The organism is Roseobacter sp. HKCCA0434, from assembly GCF_032464675.1.
Classification (GTDB): Bacteria; Pseudomonadota; Alphaproteobacteria; order Rhodobacterales; family Rhodobacteraceae; genus Pontivivens.
The window spans coordinates 89463-107480 of sequence record NZ_JAWDKL010000003.1 but is presented as its reverse complement, the minus strand read 5'-3'; the positions used below and the strand labels follow the sequence as shown (position 1 = coordinate 107480).

General features: G+C 67.9%; 19 protein-coding genes and 2 tRNA genes. 12 read left to right on the top strand and 9 right to left on the bottom strand.

Going from position 1 to position 18018, the window contains the following annotated elements; genetic code table 11:
- Nucleotides 1–2: 2 nt before the first annotated feature.
- On the top strand, nucleotides 3–473 hold the full coding sequence (gene rlmH, locus RX333_RS03735; protein WP_316013572.1) for a 23S rRNA (pseudouridine(1915)-N(3))-methyltransferase RlmH: 471 nt from the start codon (nucleotides 3–5) through the stop codon (nucleotides 471–473).
- Here rlmH and RX333_RS03730 read toward each other — a convergent pair.
- From RX333_RS03730 to RX333_RS03715, 4 genes are read right to left on the bottom strand one after another with little or no spacing between them, the layout of a single operon-like run.
- Nucleotides 470–649 (bottom strand): Trm112 family protein, encoded by a 180-nt coding sequence (locus RX333_RS03730; RefSeq protein ID WP_316013571.1) that lies wholly within the window; start codon nucleotides 647–649, stop codon nucleotides 470–472. The genes rlmH and RX333_RS03730 overlap by 4 nt on opposite strands.
- A complete protein-coding gene (locus RX333_RS03725) occupies nucleotides 646–1302 on the bottom strand; it encodes an LON peptidase substrate-binding domain-containing protein (RefSeq protein WP_316013570.1) in 657 nt (218 codons plus the stop codon). The genes RX333_RS03730 and RX333_RS03725 overlap by 4 nt, the downstream gene beginning before the upstream one ends.
- Complete coding sequence (trxA, locus tag RX333_RS03720; protein ID WP_316013610.1) at nucleotides 1302–2210, bottom strand: thioredoxin; 909 nt, start codon at nucleotides 2208–2210, stop codon at nucleotides 1302–1304. The genes RX333_RS03725 and trxA overlap by 1 nt, the downstream gene beginning before the upstream one ends.
- Nucleotides 2211–2256: 46 nt before the next feature.
- Entirely contained in the window at nucleotides 2257–2778 is a 522-nt protein-coding gene (locus RX333_RS03715; RefSeq protein ID WP_316013569.1) for a prolyl-tRNA synthetase associated domain-containing protein, read from the bottom strand.
- A 285-nt stretch (nucleotides 2779–3063) separates the two neighbouring features.
- On the opposite strand from RX333_RS03715, the gene RX333_RS03710 reads away from it, so the two are divergent.
- A tRNA-Gly gene (locus RX333_RS03710) sits at nucleotides 3064–3138 on the top strand.
- Between the two features lie 35 nt (nucleotides 3139–3173).
- Nucleotides 3174–3248: transfer RNA gene (locus tag RX333_RS03705), tRNA-Gly, on the top strand.
- Nucleotides 3249–3264: 16 nt separating this feature from the next.
- Here RX333_RS03705 and RX333_RS03700 read toward each other — a convergent pair.
- The 5 genes from RX333_RS03700 to RX333_RS03680 form a co-directional block, all read right to left on the bottom strand.
- Nucleotides 3265–4338 carry a CaiB/BaiF CoA transferase family protein gene (locus RX333_RS03700; protein ID WP_410056042.1) on the bottom strand — a complete coding sequence of 358 codons (1074 nt, stop codon included), beginning with the start codon at nucleotides 4336–4338 and terminating at the stop codon, nucleotides 3265–3267.
- Nucleotides 4339–4355: 17 nt separating this feature from the next.
- Nucleotides 4356–5510 (bottom strand): acyl-CoA dehydrogenase family protein, encoded by a 1155-nt coding sequence (locus RX333_RS03695; RefSeq protein WP_316013567.1) that lies wholly within the window; start codon nucleotides 5508–5510, stop codon nucleotides 4356–4358.
- Between the two features lie 87 nt (nucleotides 5511–5597).
- A complete protein-coding gene (locus RX333_RS03690) occupies nucleotides 5598–5774 on the bottom strand; it encodes a PLD nuclease N-terminal domain-containing protein (protein WP_316013609.1) in 177 nt (58 codons plus the stop codon).
- A gap of 73 nt (nucleotides 5775–5847) precedes the next feature.
- On the bottom strand, nucleotides 5848–6906 hold the full coding sequence (locus RX333_RS03685; protein ID WP_316013566.1) for a sn-glycerol-3-phosphate ABC transporter ATP-binding protein UgpC: 1059 nt from the start codon (nucleotides 6904–6906) through the stop codon (nucleotides 5848–5850).
- 12 nt (nucleotides 6907–6918) lie between these two features.
- Nucleotides 6919–7710 (bottom strand): IclR family transcriptional regulator, encoded by a 792-nt coding sequence (locus RX333_RS03680; protein WP_316013565.1) that lies wholly within the window; start codon nucleotides 7708–7710, stop codon nucleotides 6919–6921.
- Nucleotides 7711–7847: 137 nt separating this feature from the next.
- On the opposite strand from RX333_RS03680, the gene RX333_RS03675 reads away from it, so the two are divergent.
- The 9 genes from RX333_RS03675 to RX333_RS03635 all read left to right on the top strand — a co-directional run bounded on the left by RX333_RS03675 (nucleotide 7848) and on the right by RX333_RS03635 (nucleotide 18017).
- Nucleotides 7848–9110, top strand: coding sequence for an ABC transporter substrate-binding protein (locus RX333_RS03675; protein WP_316013564.1), 1263 nt, complete (start codon nucleotides 7848–7850; stop codon nucleotides 9108–9110).
- A 163-nt stretch (nucleotides 9111–9273) separates the two neighbouring features.
- Nucleotides 9274–10224 (top strand): sugar ABC transporter permease, encoded by a 951-nt coding sequence (locus RX333_RS03670; protein WP_316013563.1) that lies wholly within the window; start codon nucleotides 9274–9276, stop codon nucleotides 10222–10224.
- A 154-nt stretch (nucleotides 10225–10378) separates the two neighbouring features.
- Nucleotides 10379–11227 carry a carbohydrate ABC transporter permease gene (locus RX333_RS03665; protein ID WP_316013562.1) on the top strand — a complete coding sequence of 283 codons (849 nt, stop codon included), beginning with the start codon at nucleotides 10379–10381 and terminating at the stop codon, nucleotides 11225–11227.
- On the top strand, nucleotides 11224–13245 hold the full coding sequence (locus RX333_RS03660; protein WP_316013561.1) for an alpha-galactosidase: 2022 nt from the start codon (nucleotides 11224–11226) through the stop codon (nucleotides 13243–13245). Before RX333_RS03665 ends, RX333_RS03660 begins: the two co-directional genes overlap by 4 nt.
- Nucleotides 13238–14950 carry an IlvD/Edd family dehydratase gene (locus tag RX333_RS03655; protein ID WP_316013560.1) on the top strand — a complete coding sequence of 571 codons (1713 nt, stop codon included), beginning with the start codon at nucleotides 13238–13240 and terminating at the stop codon, nucleotides 14948–14950. Before RX333_RS03660 ends, RX333_RS03655 begins: the two co-directional genes overlap by 8 nt.
- Entirely contained in the window at nucleotides 14950–15717 is a 768-nt protein-coding gene (locus RX333_RS03650) for an SDR family oxidoreductase (protein ID WP_316013559.1), read from the top strand. Before RX333_RS03655 ends, RX333_RS03650 begins: the two co-directional genes overlap by 1 nt.
- Complete coding sequence (locus RX333_RS03645) at nucleotides 15714–16592, top strand: 2-dehydro-3-deoxygalactonokinase (RefSeq protein WP_316013558.1); 879 nt, start codon at nucleotides 15714–15716, stop codon at nucleotides 16590–16592. Before RX333_RS03650 ends, RX333_RS03645 begins: the two co-directional genes overlap by 4 nt.
- A complete protein-coding gene (locus RX333_RS03640) occupies nucleotides 16589–17194 on the top strand; it encodes a 2-dehydro-3-deoxy-6-phosphogalactonate aldolase (protein ID WP_316013557.1) in 606 nt (201 codons plus the stop codon). Before RX333_RS03645 ends, RX333_RS03640 begins: the two co-directional genes overlap by 4 nt.
- The gene (locus RX333_RS03635) at nucleotides 17187–18017 is read left to right on the top strand and encodes an SMP-30/gluconolactonase/LRE family protein (RefSeq protein ID WP_316013556.1); all 831 of its coding nucleotides are present in this window, start codon (nucleotides 17187–17189) and stop codon (nucleotides 18015–18017) included. Before RX333_RS03640 ends, RX333_RS03635 begins: the two co-directional genes overlap by 8 nt.
- Nucleotide 18018 lies beyond the last annotated feature (1 nt).

Here is an 18018-nt window from a genome sequence, read left to right as displayed (position 1 = left end):
CCGTGCGCGTGACCATCGCCGCCGTCGGGCGGCTGCGCGCGGGACCCGAGCGGGATCTGATCGACGACTATCTCGACCGGTTCGACCGGACGGGGCGGGCCTTCGGCCTCGGCCCCGCGCAGGTGGTCGAGGTGGACGAGCGCAAGGGCGGCGGCATGGCGGGCGAGGCGAAGCTGCTCGACGCCGCGGTGCCCGAGGGCGCGATGCGGGTGACGCTCGACGAGCGGGGGAAGCTGATGTCCTCTCCCGATTTCGCGGCATTGCTGCAGGCGCGGGCCGATGACGGCGTGCGCGACATGTGTTTCCTGATCGGGGGCGCGGACGGGCTGGCGCCGGACTTGCGGCGCGGGGCGGATGCCTCGATCTCTCTGGGAAAGATGGTCTGGCCGCACATGTTGGTGCGGGTCATGCTGGCCGAGCAGCTGTACCGCGCGGCGAGCATCCGCGCGGGATTGCCCTACCACCGGGCCTAGTCGTCGAGGCGGCGCGCGGCGTCGGGCAGCATGATCGGCACGCCCTGCTGGATCGGGTAGGCGAGGCCGGCGTTGTGGCAGACCAGCTCGTTCGCCTCGCGGTCCCAGACCAGCCGACCGCGGGTCACGGGGCAGACGAGCGCCTCCAGCAGCTTGCGGTCGATCGCCTCGCTCATTGCAGGGGCGTCTCGTCGGGGTTGGCGCCGCCTGCGCGCAGGGCGAATTCCATCAGCATCACCAGTGTCTCGCGCCGCGTCGCGAGCGACGGGGCCTCCAGCAGGGCCTGCTTTTCCTCCGCCTCGAAGGGGCAGAGCATGGAGAGGGAGTTGATGAGCAGTTCCTCGTCCGCCTCCTTCAGGCTGTCCCAGTCGCTGGAGAGCTGCGCGCTGTCGAAGAAGCGCGACAGCAGATCGAGGAAGGCGGGGCGGTCGAAGCCGGGGTCTTTCTCCTCCGCGCCCAGATCGCGGGCGAAGCTGGACCAGTCGAGCCGCGCGCGGCGGTAGGGGGTGAAACCCTCGACCTCTTCCACAAGCCGGAACCGCGACACGCCGGTCAGCGAGATGATGTAGCGGCCATCGTCGGTTTCGGAGAATTGCGTGATGCGGCCCGCGCAGCCGATGGTGTGCAGCCGCGATGTGCCCTGCGGCCCCTCGACCGGCTGGATCATGGCGATCATCCGCTCGGGTGTCTTCAGCGCGTCATCGAACATCGCGAGGTAGCGCGGCTCGAACAGGTTGAGCGGCAGCCGCGCGCGCGGCAGCAGCAGCGCGCCGCCGAGCGGGAAGATCGGCAGCGTTCCGGGCAGGTCGGCGGCGGCGAAGCGGCGCATCAGGCGAAGATCATCGAGCTGAGGCGACGGCGCCCGGTCGCGGTCAGCGGGTCCTTCGGCCCCATCGCGTCGAACAGCTTGAAGAGCTGGTCCTTGGCCGCCCCGTCGTTCCATTCGCGGTCGCGGCGGAAGATTTCCAGCAGGCTGTCGATGGCGCCAGCATTGTCGCCCGCGCCGATCTGGGCGAGCGCGAGGTCGAAGCGCGCCTGGTGGTCGTCGGGTGCGGCGGCGACGGCGGCGGTCAGCGCGTCGAGCTCACCGGCGTTGCCGCTGGCTGCGGTCAGTTCGATCTGGGCACGCACGGACGCGATCTCGGGCGCGTTGGCGACCGAGGCCGGGGCGGCGTCGAGGGTCGCGGTCGCCCGCTCCACATCGCCGCTTTCCATGTAGGCGCGGGCGAGGCCCGCGATGGCGCGGGCGTGATCCGGCTGCTCGCCCAGCACGGCGGCGAAGACCTGGGCTGCATCGCCGACGGCGCCTTCCTCCAGCATCTGCTCGGCCTGCTCGACCGCGTCGTCCAGCCCGCCCGAGGCGTCGCCGCCCGCGGCCTGCACGACCTTCTCGATGAACTGCTTGATCTGCGATTGCGGCAGCGCGCCCTGGAATCCGTCGAGCGGCTGGCCTTTGTAGAAGGCGTAGACGGTCGGGATCGACTGCACGCGCAGCTGGGCGGCGATCTGCTGGTTCTCGTCCACGTTGACCTTCACGAGCTTCACCGCACCGCGCGCGGCCTTCACCTCCGCCTCGATGGCGGGGGTCAACTGCTTGCACGGGCCGCACCAGGGCGCCCAGAAATCGACGATGATCGGCACCTCCATCGAGGCGTCGACCACGTCCTGCATGAAGGTCGCCTCGGTCGAGTCCTTGATGAGGTCGGTGGCGTCGGGGGCGGGGTTCAGTTCGAGCATGTCGGTCTCTTCGTTCATTGCACGCGGGCTTGCGGGGCAAGATGCGTCACTTGCCCGGCGCTTCCACCGCGGCGCGTTCCAGTTCATCGAAATCGACCAGTTCAGCGGCATGGCCGCTCAGGTCGAAGATCCGGGCGAGGTCTGCGGTGGAGATGGCGACGGTCGCCTCGTTATGCAACGGGTGGCAGTTCAGTACCTCGGCCCGCATCATCTGTTCGTCGAGCACCACGCGCACAGTGCCTTCGGTATCGTTGAGGATGGCGAGGGGCGTGACCGCACCGGGCGTGACGCCGAGACGGTCGAGCAGCAGGTCGGGCTTGGCGAAGCTGAGCTTGCGCAGGCCGATGCGTTTCTCGAGGTCGCGGATGCGGATGGAGCGCCCTTCCTCGCAGGTGACGAGGACCATCTCGCCCGCCTTGGATTTCAGGAACATGTTCTTGCAATGCGCGCCGGGCAGGTCGCCGCGCAACTCCCGGCTTTCCTCCACCGTGTGCAGCGGCGGGTGGCGGTGCAGCGTGTAGGCGATCCCCTCGCGGTCGAGAAAGGCGAGAAGGTCGGATTCGGTCATGGGGGTGGTCAACTGCGCCTCCTCTCGGACTTTCCTCTGCACTTGCCGCGCGGATTGCGCGGAATCAAGCCGAAGGCGCCGCGCATCGCCGTGTCGCCCCCCGGCACGGCGATTTGGCTGATGGAGACGCGCTACGGGTACGGTATGCGGACTTGGCTGCAATAAAGTGTGTCACTCCACTGCAAGATCGCCGCACCGCGACACGGCAATGCGCAGCGTCCCCAACCTCGTTTTCCCGCTTGCGGCCCTCGCGAGAATCCGTATACATCGCCGCACCCACGGATTGCGGGCGTAGCTCAGGGGTAGAGCGCAACCTTGCCAAGGTTGAAGTCGTGAGTTCGAATCTCATCGCCCGCTCCATTCCTTCCTTCGGAAGGGTGGCAATCCGGCTCGGTGCGGGCGTAGCTCAGGGGTAGAGCGCAACCTTGCCAAGGTTGAAGTCGTGAGTTCGAATCTCATCGCCCGCTCCAATTTCCAGTCCGATCTTCAGGAAAACTCGGTGCGGATCGCGTCGGTCTGCGCGCCTGCGTCTGGCACGGTGAGGCCCTCGCGCTCCGGCAGTCCGGTCGCGGGGCGGGGCAGGTCAATGGGGCCGTTCGGGGTCACGACCTCGTGCCGGGTCAACGCGGGGTGGTCGAGCGCGTCCGTCACGTCGCGCAGGCGGGCATGGGCGATGGCGCAGCGGCTCATCAGGCCCTCGGCCTCGGCGACGTTCATTTCGGCGAGGCGGGCCGCGATGGCCGCGTCGAGTGCGGGGCGGTTGGCGACACGCTCGACATTGCTGGCGAATCGCGGGTCGGGCGGGCCGAGCAGCTCCGGCTCCAGTCGTTGCCATTCGCGCTCGGACTGCACGGCGATCAGCAGGCGGGTGCCGTCGGCGAGCCGGAACACGCCGTAGGGTGCGATGGAGGGGTGGGCGACGCCGACGCGGGCGGGTGGAGACCCTGCTGCGGCCTGCAGGTAGGGCACCGCCATCCATTCCGCGACGGAGGAGAACAGCGACAGCGCGATGTGCCGGCCCTCTCCGGTACGCCCGCGCGCGATCAGGGCCTTGAGGATCGCGGCATAGGCCTGCATCCCGCAGGCGATGTCGGCGACGGAGAAGCCGACGCGGCCTGGTGCCTCGGCGCTGCCGGTCACGTCGCAGAGCCCGGTTTCGGCCTGCACCAGCAGGTCGTAGGCGCGGGCGGTCTCGTAGGCGTGGCCGGTGCCGTAGCCGCTGATCGAGCAGGTGATGAGGCCGGGGTGCGTGGCGCGCAACTGCGCCGGGTCCAGACCCAGCCGGGTCAGCGCGCCGGGGGCGAGGTTCTCGATCAGCACGTCGGCGCGGGCGGCGATCCGGCGGGCGAGGGCGAGGTCGTCCGCGTCGCGCAGGTCGAGCGTCAGGCTCTCCTTCCCGGCGTTGAGCCAGACGAAATAGCTCGACTGCCCCGCCGCGGCCCGGTCGTAGCCGCGGGCGAAATCGCCGCCGGGACGCTCCACCTTGATGACGCGCGCGCCGTCCTGTGCCAGCCGCGAGGTGGCATAGGGCGCGGCCACCGCCTGCTCGATGGCCAGCACGGTTATGCCGCCCAATGTCAGAATGAGCGGGGGAGTCCCAGCACATGCTCGGCCACGTGGCTGAGGATGAGATTGGTCGAGATCGGCGCGACCTGGTAGAGGCGGGTCTCCCGGAACTTGCGCTCCACGTCGTATTCCTCGGCAAAGCCGTAGCCGCCATGCGTCTGCAGGCAGGTATCGCCGGCCTGCCAGCTGGCCTCGCTCGCCACCATCTTGGCCATGTTGGCCTCGGCCCCGCAGGGCTGACCCGCATCGAAGAGGCGCATCGCGTGATCGACGCTGTGCGCGGCACTTTCCACCGCGACATGGGCGCGGGCGATCGGGAACTGCACGCCCTGGTTCTGACCGATGGGCCGCCCGAAGACCTGGCGGTCGGAGGCGTAGCGGGTCGCCGTCTCCACGAACCAGCGGCCATCCCCGATGCATTCGGAGGCGATCAGCAGACGTTCCGCGTTCAGGCCGTCGAGCAGGTAGCGGAAGCCCTTGCCCTCCTCCCCGATCAGGTTGGCGGCGGGCACGCGCAGGTCGTCGAAGAACACTTCGGTCGTGGCGTGGTTGAGCATCGTGCGGATCGGGCGGATGGTCAGGCCGTTGCCCAGTGCCTCGCGCATGTCGACGAGGAACATCGACATGCCATGCGTCCGTTTCTGCCCCGCCTCTGGATCGGAGGTGCGGGCGAGCAACAGCATCAGGTCGGAATGCTCGGCGCGGGAGGTCCAGACCTTCTGCCCGTTCACCACGAAATCGTCGCCGTCGCGCCGGGCGCGGGTGCGGATCGAGGCGGTGTCGGTCCCGGCGGTAGGCTCGGTCACGCCGAAGGCCTGCAGCCGCAACTCGCCGGAGGCGACGCGGGGCAGCCATTCGGATTTCTGCGCGTCCGAGCCGTGCCGCAGCACCGTGCCCATCGTGTACATCTGCGCATGCGCGGCGCCCGCGTTGCCGCCCGCGCGGTGGATCTGCATCAGGATCCGCCCTGCGACCGAGAGCGGTTGGCCCGATCCGCCATAGGCCTCGGGGATCAGCACGGAGAGGAGGCCCGCATCTGTCATCGCGCGGACGAACTCGGTCGGGTAGGCCCGCTCCCGATCCGTGCGTTGCCAGTAGTCGGAGGGAAAGTCGCGCATCACGTCGGCGGTGACGCGGTCGATCTCGTCATGGGAAAGTGTCGTCATGGGCGCGAGACTAGACCGGGATCGCCTCAAAAGAAAAGCGCGGCGGGTTGCCCCGCCGCGCTGATCGTCAGTCGAAATATCGCTGGATCAGACCGCCGCCGACTTCGGCCCGGCGAAGAACCAGACGATGAAGCCGATGATGGGGAAAATGATCACCCCGAGGGCCCAGAGGATCTTCGCACCCGTGCTCGCGCCGGATTTGAAGATGTTGAGCAGCGCCCAGATGATGAGGACGAGGTGAATGATACCGAGAATGAATTCCATGACGTGAAATACCTGTCGTAATTGCTGTTGCAGGGTCAACGCTCACGAAAGCGAGAGGTTCCCGTGTGACAACTCAACGCAGGCGTTTTTCCGTCTGGGCATCGAACAGCATCACGGAAGCCGGGTCGAAACGGACGCCGACGCGGCCCGAGGCATCGGCGCGCCGGGTCTCGCGCGCCTCGACCACGATCCGCTCTCCGGTCTCGGCATCGAGGTAGAGGTAGGACACGCCGCCCAGATGCTCGGTGATGTCGACGGCGAGCGGGCCGTCGGGTGCCATCTCCATCTCCTGCGGGCGGATGCCGACGGTGACGGCGCTGCCCTCGGGCGGGAGGTCGGACACGGGCGAGGGGACGGTCTGGTCGATGCCGGGCACGTGGATCGCGCCGCCCTGCACGGTTCCCGCGAGGAAGTTCATGGCGGGCGAGCCGATGAAGCCCGCGACGAAACGGTTGTCGGGATCGTCGTAGAGGTGCAGCGGGCTGCCCACCTGCTCGACATGGCCCTTGCGCAGCACGACTATCTTGTCGGCCAGCGTCATCGCCTCGACCTGATCGTGGGTCACGTAGATCATGGTCGCGCCGATCTCCTTGTGCAGATGGGCGATCTCCACCCGCATCTCGACGCGCAGCTCGGCGTCGAGATTGGACAGCGGTTCGTCGAAGAGGAACACGTCCGGGTCGCGCACGATGGCCCGCCCGATCGCGACGCGCTGGCGCTGGCCGCCCGACAGGGCCTTGGGCTTGCGCTTGAGATAGTCCTCGAGCTGCAGGATCCGGGCGGCCTCCGCCACCTTCTCGCGGATCTCGGCCTTCGGGTGGCCGTTCATCTTGAGGCCGAAGCCCATGTTCTCCTCGACCGTCATGTGCGGGTAGAGCGCGTAGGTCTGGAACACCATCGCCACGCCACGATCGGCGGGCTCGTTGCGGGTCACATCGCGGCCCGCGATCTCGATCTTGCCCGCGGTCGTCTCCTCCAGCCCCGCGATCATGCGAAGGAGCGTGGACTTGCCGCAGCCCGACGGGCCGACAAATACGGCGAATTCGCCTTCCTCCACGGTCAGGTCGATGCCGTGGATGACCTGCGTCTCCCCGTATTTCTTGATGACGTCGGTCAGGACCACTCCGGTCATGGGGCTCTCCTCTCAGGCGATGACGCGGCTTTGCGGCAGGGTCAGGCCCGCCGCGTCGCGCGCGATGGCCGCGGCGGTTTCGTGAAGGTCGGGGGCGAGCCGCGCCAAGTCGTCGAGGCCGTGGCGCAGGGTCGAGGACGTGACCGACATGGCGCCCATCGGGCGGTCGGCGGGGTCGAGGATCGGCACCGCGACGCAGATGATGGTCGGCTCGTGCTCCTCCCGGTCGAAGGAGATGCGGGTGGTGCGGATATCGGCCAGTTCTGCCCGTAGGCTGTCGGGCGAGGTGTGGGTATGTTCGGTATGGGCGAACCAGCTTTGCTGGTCGAGCGCGCGCGACAGTTCGTCCTCTGGCAGGAAGGCGAGCATCGCCTTGCCCACGCCGGTGCAGTAGCCCGGCCCGATCTTGCCCGCATCCGAGAACATCGGGATCGGTCGCGCGGCGTTTCGTTTGTCGAGGTAGAGGACCTGCCCGCCATCGAGCTGCGCGAGGTGCACCGTCTCCCCCAGCCGAGCCGACAGCGCGTCGAGATGCGGGCGCGCAATGGGCGCGAGCGTCGCCTGACGCCAAGCGGCATGGGCAAGACGCACGAGCCGCGGGCCGGGCTGGTAGGTGGCGCGGTCGGGGTCGTAGGCGAGCATGCGCTGGTTCGTCAGCGTCTGGATCAGGCGGTAGAGCGTGGCCTTGGGCAGCGGCGACACCGCCTGCACCTCGGCGAAGCGCACGGGGCGACCGAAGCCCGCGACCTGATCGAGCAGGTCGAGCGCCTTTCCGACTGTGCCGTCTGCGTGGCCGCCGCTCATGGGGTCTTTCCTTCCGGGTCGCGCAGGCCGCTGCGAGGGCGGCCCGTCCTTCATTGTTGACAACGTTACGGCGGGTCGGCATGGTTTTCAATAATCAAAACCAAGTTTCAATATGTGAGACAACCGGGAGGAAAACGATGTCCACTCTGAAGAAGACCCTGATGGCGCTGGCGGCCACGACGGTCGTGGCGGGTCCGGCCTTCGCCGACGCGCACATGGCCCCGCTCGAAGGCACGCTGCGCATCATCTCCGACATGTCGAACCCCGCGCCGCGCGCGGTGATGGAAGGCCTCGCCGCCGATTTCGACGAGATGCACGAGAACCTGACGGTCGAGCTGGAGATCGTCGATCGCGAGGCGTGGAAATCCCAGATCCGCAACGCGCTGAGCGCGAACCCGCCCGATGTCGTGAACTGGTATGCCGCGAACCGCATGGGCCCCTACGTGGATGCGGGCCTGTTCATGGACATCTCCGACATGTACGCGAATGGCGACCTGCCGGGGCTCGACGCCGTGCAGGGCGCGATGACCATCGACGGAAAGCAGTGGGGCGTGCCCTACACCTACTACCAGTGGGGCGTGTACTACCGCGAGGACATCTTCGAGGAGCTGGGGCTGGAGGAGCCGACCACCTGGGAGGAGGAACTGTCCAACTGCCAGGCGATCATCGATTCGGGTCGCAAGTGCTACACGATCGGGACCAAGTTCCTGTGGACCGCGGGCGGCTGGTTCGACTACCTCAACATGCGGACCAACGGCTTCGACTTCCACATGCAGCTCGCCCGCGGCGAGGTCGAGTGGACGGACGAGCGCGTGCGCGAGACCTTCGCCAACTGGCGCCAGCTGATCGACATGGGCGCCTTCATCGACGATCACCAGACCTATAGCTGGCAGGAGGCGCTGCCCTTCATGGTGAACGGCGAGGCGGCATCCTACCTGATGGGCAACTTCGCCGTGGCGCAGCTGCGCGAGGCGGGGCTGACGGACGACCAGCTCGGCTTCTACCAGTTCCCGATGATCGGCGACTACCCGATGGGCGAGGACGCCCCGACCGACACGTTCCACATCGCGAGCGGTGCGCAGAACGTCGAGGCGGCCAAGGCCTTCCTGCAATACGTGACCTCCGCCGAGGTGCAGACCGAGATCAACGGCCCCGACGCGCTGGGCCAGCTGCCGGTCAACGCCAACTCCTCGGTCGCGGATGACGAGTTCCTGGAGGAAGGCTTCGAGATGCTGTCGAACAACGCGACGGGCGGCATCGCCCAGTTCTTCGACCGGGACTTCCCGGCGGAGATGGCGTCGATCGGCATGGAGGGCCTGCAAGAGTTCATGGTCTTCCCCGACAATCTCGACGACATACTCGAGCGTCTTGAGGCAGCCCGTCAGCGCATCTACGAGTGATCCACTGTCCCTCGGTCGGGCGGGCCAGGCCCGGCCGGGGACGACACTCGTGATGCGATCCGGCCGTCCCCCGTGCTCCCATCGGGGGGCGGCCTCCTTCCCATCCGGTTTGCCTGAGCGGACCGGTTGAGAGATCCCGCCAACGCCGACCGGAGGATCGCCCGTGACCTATGCCACCGTTCCCGACCGGCATCCGCCGGAGCGCCCGCGCAAATCCTGGTACAGGCGCAACGAGATCGCGCTGACACCCTGGCTGTTCCTGATCCCCGGCGCGCTGTTCTTCGCGGTCTACGTGATCGTGCCGATCTTCCAGAGCTTCCACATTTCCTTCTACGAATGGGACGGGCTGGGAGAGCTGTCCGAGCGCGGCGAGTTCGTCGGCATGGGCAATTACGAGGAGCTGGTGGGCGACCGCGCCTTCGAGACCTCGCTGTGGAACAACCTCAAATGGCTGCTGCTGTACCTGCTGGCCATTCCCGGCGGGCTGTTCATCGCGCTGTTCCTCAATCAGACGGTCGCGGGCATCCGCTTCTACAAGTCGATGTTCTTCTTCCCCTTCGTGCTGAGCCAGGTGGTCGTCGGACTCGTCTTCTCCTGGTTCTATCTGCCGCGGGTGGGGGCACTGAATGCGATCCTGGAATTTTTCGGCCTCGGCACGCTGAACGTGCTGGGCGACCCGGATATCGCGACCTATGGCATCATCGTCGCGGGGCTGTGGCCGCAGACGGCCTATGCGATGATCCTGTACCTGACGGGTCTGAACGCCGTGGACCCCGAGCAGGTGGAGGCCGCGCGACTCGACGGGGCGAAGGGCTGGCGGATGCTGTGGTACGTGATCCTGCCGCAGCTCAAGCCCGCGACCTTCATCGCCTTCGTCGTGACGATCATCGGGGCGCTGCGGTCCTTCGACCTGATCTCGATCATGACGAATGGCGGCCCGTTCGGATCGACGCGGGTGCTGAGCTTCTACATGTTCGAAAAGGCGCTGAGCGAATACGGCTTCCGCATGGGCTACGGCTCGGCCATCGCGGTCGTGCTGTTCCTGATCATGCTGGTCTTCATCGCCTATTTCCTGTTCCAGATGTGGCGCGACGAGCGCGAGGCGCGGCGCTGATGTTCGTGGTGCCGACAGATCGCCCGACCGGGTCGGGCCCGTGGCCCGGCCAGCGCCCGATCGCCCCCCCGGTCGGGCGCTTCCACGCCCAACCGCGGTCGGTCGCCAGCCTTTCGTACCTCATCGTCGCTGACCAGTTTTCGGGAGGTCGCTGATGTTCCCCACCCCTATCGAAAAACGCTCCGGCGCCGCGCGCGCGACCTACCAGACGCTGCTGCCGATCACGCTGATCCTGTGGCTGCTGCCGCTGCTGGCGGTCATGCTGTTCTCGATCAAGCCGGCCACGGATTTCTCGAACAACAACTATTGGGGGATGCCCGGCAGCTTCAACCTGCTGGAGAATTACGGGCAGGTCTTCTTCAACTCCGACATGCCGCGCTACATGTGGAACTCGGTGTTGATCACGGTGCCGACGGTGATCGGCGCGGTGGCGCTGAGCTGCATGACGGGTTTCGCGCTCGGCATCTACCGGTTCCGGGGGAACCTGCTGATCTTCTTCATCTTCATCGCGGGTAATTTCGTGCCGTTCCAGATCCTGATGGTGCCGGTGCGCGATCTGACGGTGGATGCGGGGCTCTACGACACCAAGCTGGGGCTGGTGCTGTTCCATATCGCCTTCCAGACCGGGTTCTGCACGCTGTTCATGCGCAACTTCATCCGCGCGCTGCCGCGCGAGCTGATCGAGGCGGCGCGGGTCGAGGGCGTGGCCGAATGGCGGATCTTCTGGTTCGTGGTGCTGCCGCTGATGCGGCCTGCCATCGCGGCGCTGTCGGTGCTGATCTTCACCTTCATCTGGAACGACTATTTCTGGGCGATCGTGCTGACGCAGGGGCCGGATTCGCAGCCGGTGACGGCGGGGATCACCTCGTTCAACTCGCAATTCGTGGCACAGTATCACCTGATGAGCGCGGGCAGCATCGTCGCGGCCCTGCCGCCGGTGCTCATGTTCTTCGCCATGCAGAAGCATTTCATCGCGGGGCTGACGCTCGGGGCCGTGAAGTGATCGAGTGCTGGCGGCTCGACACGGCTGACGCGACGCTGGTGCTGGCGAGCGAGAACCGGCGCCTGCCTGAGGTGCTGCACTGGGGCGCGCGGCTGCCCGATGGAGAGGGGCTGGTGGCGCTGTGGCGCGCAGGGATGAGCGACGTAACCGGCGGGATGCTGGACGCGCGCCCGCCGATGACGATCTGCCCGATGCGCGAGGACGTGTTTCCCGGCGCGCAGGGTTGCGATGCGGACCTGTCCTTGCGGCTCGATGGGGTAGAGGAGGGGGCGGACCCATTGCGCCTGACCTTCCGTGATGGGCAGGCGACTTACACGCTGCGCGCCGAGGTCGACGCGGAGACGGGGGTCTTCACCCTGACTGCGCGGTTGGACGGGGCCGAGGCGGGATGGCTTTGTGCGCCGGCCTTCCCGGTTTCGCCGCGGGCCGAGGGGATCACCACCTATGCCGGCAAGTGGATCGGGGAGTTCCAGGAACGCGTCGTCCCCTTTGCCACGGGTGCGCATGTGCGCGAGGTGCGCGACGGCCGGACCAGTCACGAGGCGTTCCCCGGCGTGCTGCTCGACGAGGGCGACGGCGTGGTCGCCGCACATCTGGGGATGAGCTGCGGGCATCGCTTCGTGGCCGAGCAGTTGCCAGACGGGCGGCGGCAGGTGCAGTTCGGGCCGATGCTCGGGCGGCGGGAGCGTGAGATCGAGGCCGGGCCGCTCTACCTGACGCGGGGCGCGGACAGGAACGCGGTGACGCGGAACCTGCACGCGCATTTCCGCAAGCATGTCCGCAGCTTCGCCGACCCCGAACGCCCGCGGCCCGTGCATTACAATTGCTGGGAGGCCGTCTATTTCGACCATGACGAGGCGCGCCTGCGCGACATCGCTGTCCGCGCGGCGGAGCTGGGGGCCGAACGCTTCGTGCTCGACGACGGGTGGTTCGGGCGGCGCGACGACGATACGTCGAGCCTCGGCGACTGGCAGGTCGATCCGCGCAAGTGGCCCGACGGGCTGGGACCGTTCATCGCGCATGTGCAGAGCCTCGGCATGAGCTTCGGCATCTGGTTTGAGCCGGAGATGGTGAACCCCGACAGCGATCTCCATCGCGCACATCCGGACTGGGTGCTGGGTCCCGCCGATCAGCCGCTCGGGCGCGGGCAGCTGGTGCTCGACCTGACGCAGGAGGCGGTCGCCGATTACCTGTTCGAGCGGATCGACGCGGTGCTGCGCGATCACGCGATCGACTACATCAAGTGGGATCACAACCGGGTCCTGCCCTTCCCCGACCATCGGCAGGCGCTGGCGACCTATGCCCTGATCGACCGGCTGCGCGCGGCGCATCCGGGGGTGGAGATCGAGAGCTGCTCCTCGGGCGGGGGACGGATCGACTGGGGGATCCTGCAGCGGACCTCGCGGGTCTGGCTCAGCGACAGCAACGATGCGCTGGAGCGGATGCGCATACAGGCGATGGCGGCCCCCTGGCTGCCGCCGGAGGTCGTCGGCTCCCATGTCGGGCCGCGGGTCTGCCATACATCCGGTCGCATCCTGCCGATGGAGCTGCGCGCCTGGGTGGCGGCGCAGCGCAGCTTCGGCTTCGAGATGGACCTGGCGGAACTGACCGGGAATGAGGTGGAGGCGCTGGCCCGCGTCACGGCATGGTGGAAGGCGAACCGCGACTGGATGCACCGGGGGCAGGTTCTGACCCTGCCGACCCGCGACCCCGAGCAATTCGCCGAGATGGTGGTGAGCGAGAGTCGCGACCGCTTCGCCCTGTGGCTGGGGCAGCGGGGCGCGCCCGCCGATATCCTGCCCGACCGTCTGCGGCTCGACGGGCTCGACGAGCGGCGCTACCGCGTGCGACGTATCTCGCAGGACATATCGACCCCGTGGCTGAGCCGCGGCGACAACGCGATCAAGGAGGGTGAGGTCCACCTGAGCGGCGCGGCGCTGATGCGCTTCGGCCTCCAGCCGCCGGTGATGACGCCCGCCTCGATCCTCGTTCTGGAAGGAGTGGCCGAGAATGGCTGACAAGAAACGCCGGTCGCAGCATTGGTACGGCAAGCTCGACAAGGATGGGTTCATCCACCGATCCTGGATGAAGAACCAAGGCTTTCCGGATCACGCCTTCGACGGGCGCCCGATCATCGGCATCTGCAACACATGGTCGGAACTGACACCCTGCAACAGCGGCCTGCGCGACCTGGCCGAGGCGGTGAAACGCGGCGTGTGGGAGGCGGGCGGCTTTCCGGTCGAGTTCCCGGTGATGTCCTTGGGCGAGACCCAGATGAAGCCCACCGCCATGCTGTTCCGCAACCTGCTGGCGATGGATGTGGAGGAGAGCATCCGCGCCTACGGCATCGACGGCGTCGTCCTGCTGGGCGGCTGCGACAAGACCACGCCGGGCCAGCTGATGGGCGCGATGAGCGTCGACCTGCCGACCATCGTTGTGTCCTCCGGCCCCATGCTGAACGGCAAGTGGCGGGGCCGCGATATCGGCTCGGGCACGGATGTGTGGAAGTTCTCGGAAGACGTGCGCGCGGGAGACATGACGCTGGCGGAGTTCATGGCCGCGGAGAGCGGCATGAGCCGGTCGAAGGGCGTGTGCATGACGATGGGCACCGCCTCGACCATGGCGAGCCTGGTGGAGGCGATGGGCCTGTGCCTGCCGACCAATGCGGCCCTTCCGGCTGTGGACGCGCGGCGCGCGGCACTGGCGCATCTGACGGGCAAGCGGATCGTGGAGATGGTGGAGGGGGAGTTGACCCTCTCGAAGGTCGTGACCAAGGCGAATTTCGAGAATGCGATCTTGGCCAACGCGGCGGTCGGCGGCTCGACCAACGCGGTGGTGCACCTGTTGGCCATGGCGGGCCGGATGGAGATCGACCTGACGCTGGAGGATTTCGAGATCGGGGGCGAGATCCCGCTCTTGGTCAACTGCATGCCGAGCGGGAAATACCTGATGGAGGATTTCTGCTACGCGGGCGGGATGCCGGTGGTGCTCAAGGAACTGGGCGCGCATCTGCGCCCGGCGAAGACCGTGTTGGGTGGCGATATCGACGGCTACCGCGTTGGGGCAGAATGCTTCAACCGCGACGTGATCCGGGCTTACGACGATCCGCTGAAACCGGCGGCGGGGCTGCGCGTGCTGCGCGGCAACCTCGCGCCCGACGGGGCCATCGTGAAGCCCTCCGCCGCATCCGATCACCTGCTGGCGCATGAGGGCGTGGCGCATGTGTTCGAGACGATCGAGGATCTGAAGGCCACCATCGACGATCCCGACCTGCCGGTCACGGCGGACACGATCCTGGTGCTCAAGGGGGTGGGACCCAAGGGCTATCCCGGCATGCCCGAGGTCGGCAACATGCCGATCCCCGGCCGGCTGGTGAAGGAGGGGGTGCGCGACATGGTGCGCATCTCGGACGGGCGGATGAGCGGCACCGCCTTCGGCACGGTCGTCCTGCATGTCAGCCCCGAGAGCACCGCGGGCGGCCCGCTGGCGCTGGTCGAGACCGGGGACCGTATCCGGCTCGACGCGCAGGCGGGGACGCTCGACCTGATGGTCGAGGATTCGGAACTGGACCGGCGGCGCGCAGCACGGGTGGAGCCGCAACCGCATTATTCCCGCGGCTACGCGAAACTCTATATCGACCATGTATTGCAGGCGCATCAGGGCGCCGATCTGGATTTTCTGGTGGGTCGCGACACCCGCCTCGTCACGCGGGAGAGTCACTGATGACATACGCGACATTTCACGATCTCGACGGTCAGTCCGTCTATATCACCGGGGGCGGCTCTGGCATCGGGGCGAGCCTGACCGAAGGGTTCCTGAAGGCGGGCGCGAAGGTCGCCTTCGTCCAACGCTCCGATGCGAGCGCGTTCTGCGACGAGATGGAGGCGGCCCATGGCAACCGGCCGCATTTCATGCAGGCGGACATTACCGATATCGACCGTCTGCGCGCCACGATGGACGAGGCGGCGGAACGGCACGGGGCGATCACCGTGCTGGTCAACAACGCGGCCAACGACGTGCGCCACGAGACGGCGGAGTATTCCGTCGAGGACTGGGACTGGAACCACGCGATCAACCTGCGCCCGCATTTCTTCACCGCGCAGGCCGTGGCACCGGGGATGAAGGCGGCGGGCGGCGGGGCCATCGTCAACTTCTCCTCCGCCAGCTACGGCATGGGGAACGCGGGCTACCCCGCCTATGTCGCGGCCAAGGCGGGAATTCTCGGCCTCACCCGCACCCATGCGCGGGAATTCGGCGGCGACGGGATCCGGGTCAACGCACTGGTCCCCGGCTGGGTGCTGACGCAGAAGCAGCTCGACATGTGGGCGACCGACGAGGATCTGGCCGCGCATCTGGAGAAGCAGTGCCTGAAGGAGCATCTGGTCCCGCAGGACATCGTGGATGCGGTGCTGTTCCTCGCCTCAAAGGCCAGCCGCATGATGACCGCGCAGGCGCTCGTCGTGGACGGGGGCGTGGTCTACACCGGATGAGCGGGGCGGACTGGATAGCCGCCGACTGGGGCACCTCCAATCTGCGCGTCTGGGCGATGCGGAGGGGCGACGTGGTGGCCGAGGCCGCGTCGGATGCGGGCATGAACGCTGTGTCGCGCGACGGGTTCGAGCCGGCGCTGATGGCGCTGATCGAGCCGTGGCTCGACGGGCCGGTCGAGGTGATCGCCTGCGGCATGGTTGGATCGCGTCAGGGTTGGGCAGAGGCGCCTTATCAGAGCGTGCCCTGCCGCCCCGCCGGTCGGCTGACGCTCGCGCCGACGACGGACCCGCGCCTGACCGTGCGGCTCTTGTCCGGGGTCAGTCAGGCAGAGCCTGCGGACGTCATGCGCGGCGAGGAGACGCAGATCGCGGGCCTCTTGGCGCGGCAGCCCGATTTCGACGGCGTGCTGTGCCTGCCGGGCACGCATACCAAGTGGGCGCGCATCTCGGCAGGCGAGCTGTGCCATTTCCGCACGGCCATGACCGGGGAGCTGTTCGCCCTGCTGGAACGCCACTCGGTGCTGCGGCACTCGCTGGGCGACGGCTGGGACGGCGACGCTTTCGACGAGGCGCTGGACGAGACCTTGAGCCGGCCCGAACGGGTGGCGACCGCGCTCTTCACCCTGCGGGCCGAGGGCCTGTTGAACGGCGAGGACGGGCCGCGCGCCCGCGCCCGGCTGTCGGGTCTGCTGATCGGGGCGGAGCTGGCGGCGATGAAACCCTACTGGCTGGGGCAGGAGGTCGCGTTGATCGGCGCGCCCCGGCTCAACGAGATCTACCGCGCGGCGCTGGCCCATGTCGGGCTGGAGGCGCGGGCACATGATGCGACGGAACTGGTGCTGGCGGGTCTGACCGCCGCAAAGGAGGCCGGATGAGACACCTGATCGCGATCCTGCGCGGGGTGGAGCCGCACGAGGCCGCGGCGATGGCGCAGGCGTTGGTCGAGGCCGGGATCACCCGGATCGAGGTGCCGCTGAACTCGCCCGATCCGCTCGTCTCGATCCGCAACATGGTCGCGGCGGTCGGCGACCGGGCGGAGCTCGGCGCGGGCACCGTCCTGACCACCAAGGAGGTCGCGGCGGTGAAGGAGACCGGCGCGACCTTCATCGTGTCGCCCAATTGCGACGTGCAGGTCATCCGCTGCACCAAGACGCTGGGCATGGGGTCCTATCCCGGTGTCTTCACCCCGTCGGAATGTTTCGCCGCGCTCAAGACCGGGGCGGATGCGCTGAAGCTGTTCCCGGCGGGCATGGCGGGAACGGCGGGGCTGAAAGCCATGCGCGCCGTGCTGCCCGAGGGCACGCTGGTCTACGCCGTGGGCGGGGCGGAGCCGGGCAATTTCGCCGATTGGGCGGCGGCGAGCGCGGACGGCTTCGGCCTCGGCTCCTCGCTCTACAAGCCGGGCATGGCGGCGGAGGAGGTCGCGCGCCGTGCGACCGACAGCGTGGCGGCTTACGATGAGGTCTATCATGGCTGAGGTCTGGGACGACCGCCCCTGCGAACTGGGCGAGGGGCCTTTGTGGCACCCGGAGCGCGGCGAGCTGTTCTGGTTCGACATCCTGGGGCGCAAGCTGATGAGCAAGGCGCGGGTCTGGGAGTTCGATCACAACGTCTCCGCCGCCGGGTGGATCGACCGCGACACCCTGCTGGTGGCGGGGGACGGAGCGCTGTCGACCTTCGATATCGCGACGGGCGCGAGGGAAGAGGTCGTGGCGCTGGAGGCGGACGATCCCGCGACCCGGTCCAATGACGGGCGGGCCGATCCGCAGGGCGGCTTCTGGATCGGAACGATGGGCCGGACAGCGGAGCCGGGGCTGGGCTCGATCTACCGCTATTACCGGGGCGAGCTGCGCAAGCTCTTCGACCGGATCACGATCTCCAACTCGATCTGCTTCGCGCCCGAGGGCGACCGGGCGTTCTTCGCCGACACCGCGGCCGAGACGATCTGGCAGGTGCCGCTCGACCGGCACGGCTGGCCGGTGGAGGGGCGGCAGGTCTTCGTCGAGGGGGCGGAGGGCTGCGACGGGGCGGTCTGCGATGCGGAGGGCCATGTCTGGTCCGCGCGCTGGGGGCCGGGGCAGGTCGTGCGGCTGACGCCGGACGGCCGCGTCGATCATGTCGAGACCCTGCCCGTGCCGCAGGTGAGCTGCCCCGCCCTGACGCCGGACGGCACGCTCTACGCCACCACGGCGCGCGAGGGAATGGGGCGCGACGCGCTGGCCGCAGCCCCCATGTCGGGCGCGGTCTTCAAGGTTCTGGAAGGGCTTGCCGGGCGGGCCGAGCAAAGGGTGATCCTGTGAG